At 70.7% G+C, this 13067-nt stretch carries 12 protein-coding genes; 8 read left to right on the top strand and 4 right to left on the bottom strand.

Annotated features, from left to right (window positions below):
* Positions 1 to 177: 177 nt before the first annotated feature.
* A complete protein-coding gene (locus tag ACFYO2_RS42625; RefSeq protein WP_388360949.1) occupies positions 178 to 942 on the bottom strand; it encodes a hypothetical protein in 765 nt (254 codons plus the stop codon).
* 21 nt (positions 943 to 963) lie between these two features.
* Positions 964 to 1095 (bottom strand): hypothetical protein, encoded by a 132-nt coding sequence (locus ACFYO2_RS42620; protein WP_388360946.1) that lies wholly within the window; start codon positions 1093 to 1095, stop codon positions 964 to 966.
* Positions 1096 to 1775: 680 nt separating this feature from the next.
* Between ACFYO2_RS42620 and ACFYO2_RS42615 the strand changes: the two genes are divergently transcribed.
* From ACFYO2_RS42615 to ACFYO2_RS42600, 4 genes are all read left to right on the top strand, one after another.
* Positions 1776 to 2729, top strand: a complete 954-nt coding sequence (locus ACFYO2_RS42615; protein WP_388360943.1) for an SCO0930 family lipoprotein — start codon at positions 1776 to 1778, stop codon at positions 2727 to 2729.
* 295 nt (positions 2730 to 3024) lie between these two features.
* Positions 3025 to 3837, top strand: a complete 813-nt coding sequence (locus ACFYO2_RS42610; RefSeq protein WP_388360941.1) for an SAM-dependent methyltransferase — start codon at positions 3025 to 3027, stop codon at positions 3835 to 3837.
* Positions 3834 to 5969 (top strand): putative bifunctional diguanylate cyclase/phosphodiesterase, encoded by a 2136-nt coding sequence (locus ACFYO2_RS42605; RefSeq protein ID WP_388360939.1) that lies wholly within the window; start codon positions 3834 to 3836, stop codon positions 5967 to 5969. The genes ACFYO2_RS42610 and ACFYO2_RS42605 overlap by 4 nt, the downstream gene beginning before the upstream one ends.
* Positions 5966 to 6394, top strand: coding sequence for a DUF4440 domain-containing protein (locus ACFYO2_RS42600; RefSeq protein WP_388360936.1), 429 nt, complete (start codon positions 5966 to 5968; stop codon positions 6392 to 6394). The genes ACFYO2_RS42605 and ACFYO2_RS42600 overlap by 4 nt, the downstream gene beginning before the upstream one ends.
* A gap of 13 nt (positions 6395 to 6407) precedes the next feature.
* On the opposite strand, the gene ACFYO2_RS42595 is transcribed toward ACFYO2_RS42600, so the two are convergent.
* Positions 6408 to 7253 (bottom strand): LysR family transcriptional regulator, encoded by an 846-nt coding sequence (locus ACFYO2_RS42595; RefSeq protein WP_388360933.1) that lies wholly within the window; start codon positions 7251 to 7253, stop codon positions 6408 to 6410.
* A gap of 124 nt (positions 7254 to 7377) precedes the next feature.
* On the opposite strand from ACFYO2_RS42595, the gene ACFYO2_RS42590 reads away from it, so the two are divergent.
* Positions 7378 to 8271: an NAD(P)H-binding protein gene (locus tag ACFYO2_RS42590; protein ID WP_388360930.1), complete on the top strand. Its 894-nt coding sequence runs from the start codon at positions 7378 to 7380 to the stop codon at positions 8269 to 8271.
* Between the two features lie 7 nt (positions 8272 to 8278).
* Here ACFYO2_RS42590 and ACFYO2_RS42585 read toward each other — a convergent pair whose 3' ends face one another.
* Positions 8279 to 9163, bottom strand: a complete 885-nt coding sequence (locus tag ACFYO2_RS42585) for a LysR family transcriptional regulator (RefSeq protein ID WP_388360927.1) — start codon at positions 9161 to 9163, stop codon at positions 8279 to 8281.
* A gap of 119 nt (positions 9164 to 9282) precedes the next feature.
* Here ACFYO2_RS42585 and ACFYO2_RS42580 point away from each other — a divergent pair, with 119 nt between their 5' ends.
* Genes ACFYO2_RS42580 through ACFYO2_RS42570 form a run of 3 tightly spaced genes read left to right on the top strand, consistent with a single transcriptional unit; the run spans position 9283 to position 12655 of the window.
* A complete protein-coding gene (locus ACFYO2_RS42580) occupies positions 9283 to 9954 on the top strand; it encodes a succinate dehydrogenase (RefSeq protein WP_388361077.1) in 672 nt (223 codons plus the stop codon).
* Between the two features lie 2 nt (positions 9955 to 9956).
* Complete coding sequence (locus tag ACFYO2_RS42575; RefSeq protein WP_388360924.1) at positions 9957 to 11909, top strand: fumarate reductase/succinate dehydrogenase flavoprotein subunit; 1953 nt, start codon at positions 9957 to 9959, stop codon at positions 11907 to 11909.
* Positions 11906 to 12655 (top strand): succinate dehydrogenase/fumarate reductase iron-sulfur subunit, encoded by a 750-nt coding sequence (locus ACFYO2_RS42570; protein ID WP_388360922.1) that lies wholly within the window; start codon positions 11906 to 11908, stop codon positions 12653 to 12655. The genes ACFYO2_RS42575 and ACFYO2_RS42570 overlap by 4 nt, the downstream gene beginning before the upstream one ends.
* The last annotated feature ends 412 nt before the right edge of the window (positions 12656 to 13067 follow it).

Raw genomic sequence — 13067 nt, 5'->3', positions numbered from 1 at the left:
GATCAGACCTCCCCCCTTCGGAGACATCCCCCTCGGAGACAGCGGATCGCACGTGCACAGGCCTTCGCCCCGGTCCCTTCAGGGACTCGGGGCGAAGGATCGCCGGGAGCCGCCCGGTCCAGCCGACGACCGTCTTTGTGGTGAGGGCCTTCCCGTGGCCGCTCCGGTGAGGCGCCGTCAGCCCTTGAGGTCAGGGAAGAGAGCCAGGAACGGGTCGGCCGACGCCGTGATGCCCCGGCTGTAGGGCGCGTCGAAGTCCCAGATGAGGAAGAGCAGGAAGGCGATCAGTGCGGAGAACAGTCCGGCTAGGATCAGTTCGCGGGTGGTGCGCCGGATCTGCAGCGCGAAGATCATCCCAATGGTGGCCACCCCGCCGGCGATGAGTCCGAACCACACCACGCCCGGCATGGTGGGCGCGGCCGAGTCCGCCCGGGCGTTGCGTGCCTGGTCCGCGGCGGCCATCTGGTCGAGGACCGGCTGGTATGCCTGGGCCTCGAAGTCGGTCCCCGGCCGGTAGTCGGTGACGTCCGCGCGGACCCGCTCCATGAGCTCGGTGCCCCGCTCCGTGAGCTGTCCGTTGTCGGCCATCGACTCCCACTCGGTGGTGACGACGTGTCCGACATAGGCGTTGACATCGTCCCGAATGCGGTCACGGATGTCGGCCGGGTAGACCCGGACCCGCTCCGAGATCTCGTGCAGCGCCTGCGCCTCCGACTGGACGTGGTCCTGGGCCGAGCTGCGCGCCTCCCAGACACCGGCGATGGCCAGGCCCAGGACGATGGCGTACACCACGCCGATCCACATCGTCATGTACTCGATGACGTCCGGCGTCTCACTGGGGTCCTCGTCCTCGGGCGCCCTGCGGTGCCGTAGGAGGGTGATGACGACCACCACGAGGCCGGCGGCCAGCATCGCGAGGGTGAGAACAAGCCATTCCGGCAAGGGGTGCCTCCAGGATCAGCACTAGCGCGGCCGCAGCGCGGCGACGGCGATCACCGCGGGCGCGGTGATGAGCAGGACATAGGTGACCGGCGACGTGGCGCCGTGGGCCGGCCGTTTGCGGGGGTGGTGCGCCGTGTACCGCGGATACGTCACCGGGGTGGCGGACGGGCGCGGGGTGGGCGTCGCCGACGGCGTCGGCGTGGGGGACGGGGGTGGCGGAGGTGGGGGCGGCGTCGGGGTGGGGGGCGGCTTCGGACGGGGTGGCGCCGGCTGCGGTGCCGGTGGTGGCGGGGGCGGCGGCTTCGGAGTCGGCGTAGGTTCCGGCGGCGTGGGGGCCGGAGTCGGCGTGGGTTTCGGCGGAATCGGGGTCGGGGTCGGGCTGGGCGTGGGGGTGGGGGTTGGCGTGGGTGTCGGGCACGGCGGAGGGGGAGGGGGTGGGCAGGTCGGGGGAGTCGGCCAGGTGAGGCTGCCGGCGACCGCCACCGCCTGCGTGCCGCCCGGCCCCGTCGAGGCGGAGGCGCAGGCGTCGGCCACGGCCACCTCGGCCGGCGCGCCCACGAGCAGCCACGTCAGTGTCAGCAGGGCGAAAGCCCGTATGGCGAAGGCGGATTGGGTCGGTTCGGGTCGATGCACGACGGAGATCATGAGGCCCGACGCGCCGCCGCACGCCCGGCCGCGAGGGGATTGCCCCGAAAGAGCGAACCGCCGTGTCACAGGTTTCGGAAAGAAATGTTCGAGGCCGTTGAACACAACCGCTGCTCCCGTGCGTACCCATGGTCGTGCAGCGGCGCAGCAGGGCGTTGCAACACCTTTGAAAGTTTTGGGAGTTGACGATGAAGACCTCCTGGCGGAGCGCCTCACTCGTGGCGAGCGCTGCGGCGGTGCTGGCGCTGACGACGGCGTGCGGCCAGGAAAGCGGCACGCCGTCGACCGGCAGCCAGAACGTCGGCGCGACGGCCGCGGCGGGCGACTACACCGTGGGCGGCATCGGTACCGCTACCGCTTCCGGCACAAGCGCGCCGGAAGCCGGGCAGGGCGCCGCGGCTCAGACGTCCACCGCGGGCGAACTGAACGTGTCGACCAACGCGGAACTCGGCAATGTGCTGACCGACAAGTCGGGCCTCACTCTCTACCGCTTCGACGAGGACACGGCCGAACCGCCGAAGTCCAACTGCGACGGCGACTGCGCCACCGCCTGGCCGCCCGTCCCCGCGGACGACGCGGAGGCCGGCGCCGGTGTCGACGAGGCGCTGCTCGGCGAGGTCACCCGCGCCGACGGCAGCAAGCAGCTGACCATCGGCGGCTGGCCGGCGTACCGCTATGCGAAGGACACCAAGGCGGGCGACGTCGCCGGCCAGGGCGTGGGCGGCAAGTGGTACGCACTGGCCCCCGACGGCAAGAAGGCGAAGCTCGCCGACCTGCCCGGGCTGTCCACGCGCAAGGACCCCGAACTGGGCGAGATCGTCGTGGACAAGAACGGCCACACGGTCTACCGGTTCCTGAAGGACACCGCGTGGCCCGACCCCATCTCCGCCTGCACCGGCGCCTGCCTGGAGAAGTGGCCGGCTGTGGCCCCCGTCGACATCAACGACACCGAGGGGGTCCAGAAGAAGGGCTACATGAACTTCACCCGGCCCGACGGCGTCAAGCAGCAGACCATCAACTGCTGGCCGATCTACACCTTCGCGGGTGACAAGAAGCCCGGCGACACCAACGGGCAGGGCGTCGGCGGCACGTGGTACGCCGCGGCACCCGACGGAAAGCCGATCGGAGCGCCCGAGAAGTAACGACGGCGCATCCGGTCCACCGGTCCCGCCCCCTCCGCGCCGCACGGAGGGGGCGGACCGGTTTGCCGTCATTCACCGCAACTCCCCGCGAGTCGCCGCCCGATCCGGAATTCGTCCGGAACGCCGCGGAGTGTCGCGGGCACTTTTCGTGGAGGATTCGGCGGGGCATCAATGCGGCACGTGCCGCAGGCAGTGACCGGGAACGGACGGTCAATTTCCGTTTCTGCTCGCTCCCTTGGCGGGCGATCAGTAGCCTCTGCTCGAACACCGGATCGCCTACGCCTTGGAGAGATAGATGGAGCGTCCCGCCTGGGCCCCACGAAGCATCGACATCTCGGTGCCGAGCGTTTCGCGCATCTACGACTACTACCTGGGCGGTTCGCACAACTTCGAGGTCGACCGGGAAGCGGCCCGCAGGGCCATGGAGTTCATGCCGGGTCTCCCCAAGGTCATGCAGGCGAACCGGGCGTTCATGCGCCGCGCGGTGCGCTTCGCGACAGACGAGGGCATCACCCAGTTCCTGGACATCGGCTCGGGCATCCCGACTTTCGGAAACGTCCACGAGGTGGCCCAGGCGGCCCGTCCCGACGCGCACGTGGTGTACGTCGACCACGACCCGGTGGCGGTCGCGCACAGCGAGGCGGTCCTCGCGGGCAACGAGGGCACGGGCGTGGTCGCGGCCGACCTCCGCAAGCCCCGGGAGATCCTCGAGAGCCCCGAAGTGCAGCGGCTGATCGACCAGAACCGGCCAGTGGCCCTGCTTCTCGTTGCCATACTGCACTTCGTGGAAGACGCGGACGACCCGTACTCAGCGGTGGCCGAACTGCGCGACGCGCTCGCGCCCGGCAGCCTGCTGGTGCTGACGCATGCCTCGTACGAGGGAATCCCGTTGCCGGCCGAGCGGGCGGAGGGCGCGGTGGACGTGTACAAGGACATTCGCAACCCGCTGATCATGCGCTCGCGCGAGGAGATCGCGCGGTTCTTCGAGGGGTACGACATGGTGGAACCCGGACTGGTGCCGCCGCCGCGCTGGCGGCCGGACACCGCACCGGAGGACGAGGATCCGTATGCGTTCTCCGGGTTCGCGGGCGTGGGGCGTACGGCGTGAGCGCGGAACCGGACGGGCCGGAGGACAGACTGCGGCGGTTCGCGACGATCTGGAGCCGGGCGGTGTTCCCGGTGACCTCGACGTCCGCGACCCGGCCCGAGTTCGAACAGCAACTGCTTCCGTTGGCACGGCGGTTGAGCGAGGCACTCAAGGCCAGGACCTTCGACGCGGACGAGGCGAAGGCGGTGGGCGCCGCCCTGGTCGGCGCGCACTGCACCGACCCGGACGCGCTCACCCGCACCCTGGACTGCGTCGACGCCTACCTGGTGCTGTACTGCGGCGAGGGCGGCGTCCAGGAGGACCTGCGGGCGCGGGCGGCACGGATCGAGCACGCCATGGCCGCCGGCTTCGCGCAGGCGCTGCGCGAGCGCACCCTCGCCGAGCAGGAGGCCATCGCCCAGGCCGCGCTCCGGGCGCAGGGCGTGGTGGCGCAGGCGCTGCACGCGAGCGAGGCCCGCTTCCGCGCCGTCTTCGAGGGTGCGGCCATAGGGATCGGCATCGCCGACCTCGACGGCAACGTCCTCCAGGTCAACGGCGCCCTGCTGCGCATGTTCGGCCTCTCCGACCAGGCACTGCGCGGCCGCCGCGTCCCGGAGTGGACCCATCCCGACGACGCGCCCCAGACCTGGCGGCTCTACGACGAACTCGTCCGCGGCGAGCGTGAGCACTACCACGTCGAGAAGGCGTTCCACCGCCCCGACGGAACGGTCCTGTGGACCAACCTGACGGTCTCCCTGCTGCGCGACGCCGACGGCAACCCGCAGTACCAGCTGGCCCTCATGGAGGACACCACCGAGCGCCGCCTGCTCAACCTGCGGCTGCGCTACGAGGCCACCCACGACGCGCTCACCGGCCTGCCGAACCGCACCTTCTTCTTCGAGCGCCTGGAGAAGGCACTGGGCGCCGGGAAGGGCCAGCGGTTCGGGCTGTGCTACCTCGACCTCGACGGCTTCAAGACCATCAACGACAGCCTCGGGCACGCGGCCGGCGACCGGCTGCTCGTCGAGGTCGCCGACCGGCTGCAGTCCTGCGCGACCGCGCCCGGCGAGATGGTCGCCCGGCTGGGCGGTGACGAGTTCGTGGCGCTGACCACCGGGCCCGACACCGAGCGCGAGGTCGACGAGCTCGCCGCGCGAATCATGAACGCGATGGTCGCCCCCATCAGCGTCGACGGCCGCGAACTGACCGTGCGCGGCAGCATCGGCATCGTCGAGGGCCCCGCGGGGGAGCGCAGCCCGGCGGAGGTGCTGCGCAGCGCCGACATCACGATGTACCGGGCCAAGTCGGCGGGCGGCAACCGCTTCGAGCTCGCCGACCCGGAGGCCGACGCCCGCGCCATCACCCGGCACGGACTGACCACCGCCCTGCCGACGGCCCTGGACCGCGGCGAGTTCTTCATCGAGTACCAGCCGCTGGTCCACCTCGGCGACGGCAGCGTGCGCGGCGCGGAGGCGCTGGTGCGCTGGCTGCATCCGCAGCACGGAGTGCTCGGCCCCGACCGGTTCATCCCGCTGGCCGAGCACACCGGGCTGATCGTTCCGCTGGGCCGCTGGGTCCTCGAGCAGTCGGTGCGCCAGGCCCGTGAGTGGCGGGAGCGGTACGGCGAGGCCGGCCCGATGCGGATCAACGTCAACCTCTCGCCCTGCCAGCTCACTCATCCCGGTCTGGTGCAGGACACCGTCGACATCCTGGAGCGCATGGGCGTCGAGCCGGACGCGCTCTGCCTGGAGGTCACCGAGTCGGCGCTGATCGGCGCGGACGACGACCTGCTGAAGCCGCTGCGGCGGCTCGCCGAGATGGGTGTCGACATCGCCCTGGACGACTTCGGCACCGGCTACTCGAACCTGGCCAACCTGCGCCGCCTGCCGGTGAGCATCCTCAAGCTGGACCGCTCCTTCACCCAGAGCATGCAGCAGTTCCCGGCCGATCCCGTCGACCTCAAGATCGTCGAGGGGATCGTTTCGCTTGCCCACAGCCTCAACCTGACGGTGACGGTGGAGGGCGTGGAGACCGGCGCCCAGGCCGAGCAGCTGCGGATACTGGGCTGCGACACCGCCCAGGGCTGGTACTACGCCCGCCCCGGCCCGCCGGAGCGGCTGCACGAGCTGGCGCTGGTGGACGCGACGGGGTGACGGAACAACTCGGTCACGGGGTCGGCGAGGAGGCGCGGACGGCCGACGAAGCAGGTGACGTGAACGAGGCGATCGCAGCCGAGCTGCGTCTCATGGACCCCGCCGTCCGCTCCTCCCGCACCCGCGCCGGGCAACTGCTGGACCCGGAGTTCATCGAGGTCGGCACCTCTGGCCGGCGCTACACGTACGACGTGATGGTGGCCGGCCTCGCAGACGATCCGGGCAGCTCGGCGGACGGCCCCCGTTACGAATCCTCGGCGATCACGGGCGTCCTCCTCGCCCCTGGCCTGGTGCACCTCACGTACGAGACGGACTTCGACGGCCGGCGTGCCCGGCGCAGCTCGATCTGGCGCAAGCGCAGCGAGGAGACGGGCTGGCGGATGTACTACCACCAGGGGACGCCGGTGCCGCCCGACGTCGAGTAGCGGCCCTCGGCCGTCAGCCCGCCGCACGCTCCCGGACGTTGTCCGCCACGGCCACGGCGGCGCGGACCAGTGCCGCCGTGGCCCTCGAACGGGACTGCTGGGGCCAGGCGACGGCCAGGACGGCCGGGGGTGCGTCCTGGACGGGCCGGTAGACGACGCCTGGCCGGGGATAGCGGTCGGCCACGGACGAGGGAAGCAGGGCCACTGCCTCGCCCAGGCCGACGAGCGTGAGGAGTTGGGCGAGGTCCTGGCCCTTGCTACGGACCTCGTCGATGTACCGGTGCGCCTCGTCGGGGCGCAGCCCGAGGTCGGCGAGGACGAGCCGGGCCCGGGTGGCGAGCGGATCGCCGGCGGCCAGTGCGGCGACGCGCGGTTCGACGGCCAGCTCCTCCGCGTCGAGGCCGGTGCGGTCGTACGGCTCGTAGACCAGGGCGACATCGACCTCGCCCTGGCGCAGCAGCCGTGCCTGCTCGTGCCACGCGCACAGCCGGACGGCGACCGGCAGTGCCGCAGGGTCGGCCGCGTAACGCGCGAGGATGGCCTCCAGCAGCCCCGCGTCACCGTCGGCCTTCACGGCCAGCGAGAGCTTCGGCTCGGCGGTGGCCGCGCGCCGTGCTCGTCGCCCGGCGGCCTCCAACGCCTCCAGTGCGAACCGGGCCTCCGTCAGCAGGACTTCCCCCGCCGGGGTCAGCGCCACTCTGTGGGTGGTCCGCTCGAAGAGGACGGCCCCCAGCTCAGATTCCAGCCGGCGGATCGCACGCGACAGCGGCGGCGGCGAGATGCCCAACCGCCCCGCCGCGCGGGCGAAGTTGAGCTCCTCGGCGACGGCGACGAAGTAGCGCAGCGGACGGGACTCCATGGGCCTGCCCTCCGATCGGTATTGCCCTGAGGGTAACAAGCGCGAGCGAACCGGTCCTTCAGTTCCGGACGGCCGGACACCAGGCTTGACGACATCCCTACAAGCCCTGTTCCAGGAGCCCTTCATGATTGTTGTCACCACTCCGACCGGCCAGATCGGCCGCGAGGTCGTCTCCCGTCTCCTCGACGCCCGCGACGCCTCAGTCCCGCTGCGCGTGATCGCCCGCGACCCCGTCGCCCTGCCCCCGCAGGTGCGCGACCGTGCGGAGGTCGTCCAGGGGTCGCACGCCGACCCCGCCGTACTGAAGGAGGCCTGTCAGGGCGCCGACCGCGTGTTCTGGCTGGTCCCGCCGACCCCCGGCGCCGACAGCGTCGAGGGACATTTCCGGGCCTTCACCGAGCCGCTGTGCGAGGTGATCGGACAGCAGGGCGTCGAGCGGGTCGTAGCCGTCTCCACCCTGGGCCGCGGTGTGGCGAAGAACGCCGGGCAGGTCTCGGCGTCGCTCGCCGCCGACGACGCGATCGCGGCCACGGGCGTGCACTACCGGGCGCTGTGCGCGCCGTTCCTGATGGAGAACCTGCTCCACCAGGCCCAGTCGATCCGCGACGCGGGTGTGCTGCGCGTATCGCTGGCCCCGGATCGCGTCCTGCGGACCTGCGCCACCCGCGACATCGCCGCCGAGGCCGCCCGCCTGCTCCTCGACGACTCCTGGACCGGACAGGAGGACGTCCCCCTGGTCAGCCCCGACGACCTGACTCCCGAGGGCATGGCCGGCGTCATCTCCGAGGTGCTCGGCCGGCCCGTCCACGCCGAGTTCGCCCCCATCGCGGAGCAGAAGGCGAGGATGATCCGCTTCGGAGCGACGGAGGCGTGGGCACAGGCGTACGCCGACATGGTCGACGCCCAGAACGACCAGGGCTTCTACGGCGCGTCCCAGCCGAGCACACCGGACCTCGCGCCCACCGACTTCCGCCAATGGTGCGAGGAGGTGCTCAAGCCGGCGGTACTCCAGAGCTGAGCCGCGTTCAGCGCTCCAGCAGCATCCGCTGCAGTTCACGCGCCGCCCGCGGCGGAGCCACGTCGCTGCGGTGCGCGAGGGCGATCGTCCGGTGCAGGCCGGGCCGGGCCAGCGGGGTGACCCGCAGCCCGCGCCCGGACCGGGCCGCCACCATCCGCGGTACGACGGCCAGGCCGAGGCCCGCCCGCACGAATCCCAGGACGGCGTCCATCTCCCCGCCCTCCACCGCGAAGTCCGGCTCGAAGCCCTCGGCACGGCACGCGGCCACGGTCAGCTCCCGCAGGTCGTAGCCGTGCCGGAACATCACCAGCCGTTCGCCCTCCAGGTCGGCGACGTTGACGGTGCGCTTCCCGCGGCCCGGCCGCGGCGCGTCCGGGGAGGACACCACGACGAGATCCTCGCGCAGCAGCTCGACCGTGGTCAGTGCGGGGGAGGGCGTCGGCAGCGGGAGGACGACGAGGGCCAGGTCGAGGGCGCCGCGCGCGAGTTCCCGTACGAGGTCGTGGGATCCGCCCTCCTCGATGAGCAGCCGGATGCCGGGATAGCGGTCGTGGAAGGCGCGCAGCACGTCCGGCAGCAGGCCCGTGCACAGGCTCGGGGTCGCGCCGAGCCGGATCCGGCCGCTGCGCAGCTGCACCAGTTCCAGCACCTCGTGCCGGGCGGTGTCCGCGTCGGCGAGGATGCGGCGGGCCAGCGGCAGCAGCGCCTCGCCCGCGTCGGTGAGTGTGATGTTGCCGCGCGCCCGCAGGAACAGGTCCGCGCCCAACTCCCGCTCCAGCGACTTGATCTGCTGCGACAGGGACGGCTGGGCGACATGGACGAGCTCGGCGGCGCGAGTGAAGTGCCGGGTCTCGGCGACCGCCACGAAGTACTGAAGCTGCTGGAACTGCATACGCCCACGATAGCCCCAGCCTATGGAATCAAGCCGGACCATGTCTTGGACCGATCAGCCGTACGTCCGTAACGTGCTGTGACATGGCTCTGGCAACGCGGACGGACCGACGGCCGTCCATGGCACGCACCGTGTGGGACTCCACCGTCGGCAAGAAGACCGTGATGGCCGTCAGCGGCCTGATCATGCTGCTGTACCTGGTCGTCCACATGATCGGGAACCTCAAGATCTTCTTTGGCGCGGGGGAGTTCAACCACTACGCGCACTGGCTGCGCACCGTCGGCGAGCCGTTCATGCACTACGAGTGGACGCTCTGGCTCGTCCGGGTGGTGCTGGTGGTCGCCGTGGTCGCCCACGCCACGTCCGCGTACCAGCTCAGCCGCCGCGACATCAAGGCGCGCCCCAGCAAGTACGTCCACAAGAAGCCCCGGGCCAGTTACGCGACCCGCACCATGCGCTGGGGCGGGATCATCCTCGGCCTGTTCATCGTCTGGCACATCCTCGACCTGACCACCGGCACCGTGCACTCCGGCGGCTTCCAGGAGGGCCACCCGTACCAGAACGTCGTGGACACCTTCTCCACCTGGTACGGCAACGTCATCTACATCGTGGCGATGCTCGCCCTCGGCCTGCACATCCGGCACGGCTTCTGGAGTGCCGCCCAGACCCTCGGCGTCGGCAGCCGGGCCCGCGACCGCGCCCTGAAGACCGTCGCCGACGTCCTCGCGCTGGTGCTCACGGCCGGCTTCATCGCCGTACCCGTGGGCGTCATGACCGGAGTGGTGAGCTGAACATGACTGCTGAGTACGTGGACTACACGACCGGCGAGCCGGTCGTCGACACCAAGGCCCCGACCGGGCCCATCAACGAGCGTTGGGACAAGCGCCGTTTCGAGGCCAAGCTCGTCAACCCCGCCAACCGGCGCAAGCACACCGTGATCGTCGTCGGCACCGGTCTGGCGGGCGGCTCGGCCGGCGCCACCCTCGCCGAACAGGGCTACCACGTCGTCCAGTTCTGCTATCAGGACTCCCCGCGCCGCGCCCACTCCATCGCCGCGCAGGGCGGCATCAACGCGGCGAAGAACTACCGCAACGACGGCGACTCGATCCACCGGCTGTTCTACGACACCGTCAAGGGCGGCGACTTCCGGGCGCGCGAGTCCAACGTCCACCGGCTGGCGCAGATCTCCGTGGAGATCATCGACCAGTGCGTGGCACAGGGCGTGCCGTTCGCGCGGGAGTACGGCGGTCTGCTCGACACGCGCTCCTTCGGCGGCGTCCAGGTGTCACGCACCTTCTACGCCCGCGGCCAGACGGGTCAGCAACTGCTGCTCGGCGCCTACCAGGCCCTCAGCAGGCAGATCGCCGCGGGCAACATCGAGATGCACCCGCGTACCGAGATGCTCGACCTGATCGTCGTGGACGGCCGGGCGCGCGGGATCGTGGCGCGGGACCTGATCACGGGAAAGATCGACACGTACTTCGCGGACGCCGTCGTACTCGCCAGCGGCGGCTACGGCAACGTCTTCTACCTGTCGACGAACGCCATGAACTCCAACGCCACCGCCGTCTGGCGGGCGCACCGGCGCGGCGCCTACTTCGCCAACCCCTGCTTCACCCAGATCCACCCCACCTGCATCCCGCGCACCGGCGACCACCAGTCCAAGCTGACGCTGATGAGCGAGTCGCTCCGCAACGACGGCCGGATCTGGGTGCCGAAGGCCAAGGGCGACGACCGGCCGCCGAACAAGATCCCCGAGGACGAGCGCGACTACTACCTGGAGCGGATCTACCCGTCCTTCGGCAACCTGGTCCCGCGTGACATCGCCTCCCGCGCCGCGAAGAACGTCTGCGACGAGGGCAGGGGCGTCGGGCCCGGCGGACAGGGCGTCTACCTCGACTTCGCGGACGCGATCCAACGAATGGGCCGCGAAGCTGTCGAGGCGAAGTACGGCAACCTCTTCGACATGTACCAGCGGATCACCGACGAGGATCCGTACGAGGTGCCGATGCGGATCTACCCGGCCGTGCACTACACGATGGGCGGGCTGTGGGTCGACTACGACCTCCAGACCACCATCCCCGGCCTGTTCGCGATCGGCGAGGCCAACTTCTCCGACCACGGGGCGAACCGGCTCGGCGCCTCCGCGCTGATGCAGGGTCTGGCCGACGGCTACTTCGTGCTGCCGGCGACCATCAACGACTACCTCGCCCGCAACCCGCACCCCGAGGCCGTCACGGCCGAACATCCCGTCGTCCAGGAGGTGTTGGCGGAAACGGAGGACCGGCTGAACCTGCTGCTGGCCGTCGACGGCGACCGCACCCCCGACTCCTTCCACCGTGAGGTCGGCGAACTCATGTGGGAGTTCTGCGGGATGGCCCGCACCGAGACCGGACTGCGCAAGGCGCTGGAGCGGATTCCGCAGATCCGCGAGGAGTTCTGGCGGCGCATCAAGGTCCCCGGCACCGGCGAGGAGTTCAACCAGTCCCTGGAGAAGGCCAACCGGATCGTCGACTACCTGGAGCTCGCCGAGCTGATGTGTCTCGACGCGCTGCACCGCGCCGAGTCCTGCGGCGGCCACTTCCGGGAGGAGTCCCAGACCCCCGACGGCGAAGCCGCCCGCCGGGACGACGAGTTCGCGTACGCGGCCGCCTGGGAGTTCACAAGGACGGGCTCTGCGCCCGTCCTGCACACGGAAGACCTGGTCTTCGAGTACGTCCACCCCACTCAGCGGAGCTACGCATGAAGCTCACCCTGCGCGTCTGGCGACAGAAGAACGCCGACGCCGAAGGCACCATGTCCACGTACGAGGTGGACGGGATCTCCTCCGACATGTCCTTCCTGGAGATGCTCGACACCCTCAACGAGGAGCTCATCCTCAAGGGAGAGGACCCGGTCGCCTTCGACCACGACTGCCGGGAGGGCATCTGCGGGGCGTGCAGCCTGGTGATCAACGGCGATGCGCACGGGCCCGAGCGCACCACGACCTGTCAGCTGCACATGCGGTCCTTCAAGGACGGCGACACGATCGACATCGAGCCGTGGCGGGCGTCCGCGTTCCCGGTGATCAAGGATCTGGTGGTGGACCGGTCGGCGTTCGACCGGATCATCCAGGCCGGCGGGTACATCACCGCGCCAACCGGGTCCGCGCCGGAGGCACATGCGACGCCGGTGCCCAAGCCCGACGCCGACTTCGCGTTCGAGCACGCGGAGTGCATCGGGTGCGGGGCGTGTGTGGCGGCGTGCCCCAACGGGGCGGCGATGCTGTTCACCTCCGCCAAGGTCAATCACCTCAACGTGCTGCCGCAGGGGGCGCCGGAGCGGGAGACGCGGGTGTTGGACATGGTGGCGCAGATGGACGAGGAGGGCTTCGGCGGGTGCACCCTCGCCGGTGAATGCGCGACGGCGTGCCCCAAGGGCATCCCACTGGTGTCCATCACCGGCATGAACAAGGAGTGGTTGCGCGCGACCCGCAAGGTGGCGAAGCGCTAGGGGGTGTTTGAAAGTCCCGCACAGCCCCCGCGGTGTTCGGCACGCACCCTCGCCGCACCGGCCAAAGACCCAAGTAGCTCCGCTACGAGGGCCTTCGTCCGGCACTCCCCCAGAGGGGGGACCCCCAGGGCACGCACCGAACACCGCGGGCACCGCACTGGACTTTCAAACCCCCCTAGACGCCGCTGCTCGAGAACGTTCGCCGACAAGGTGCGGACGGGCGGGGCCGTCGTGGTGCTCAACCGTTCCTGGACAGTGAGCGGGAGTGAGTCCACGCACTGGCACGCCCCGAACGGTCTTGGGCGCTCCCCCAGAGGGGGCACCCCCAGGTCGTCCGCTTTCGCAACCGGGTGGCGACACGGATCCTGTCCGTGGTCCGATCCCGGAAGGGCGGAGTCCCTTACGACCTGGC

The organism is Streptomyces sp. NPDC006602 (assembly GCF_042870385.1).
In the GTDB taxonomy this organism is placed as follows: Bacteria; Actinomycetota; Actinomycetes; order Streptomycetales; family Streptomycetaceae; genus Streptomyces.
Note: the sequence above shows the minus strand (reverse complement) of the source record. Positions and strands in the feature narration are given on the sequence as shown.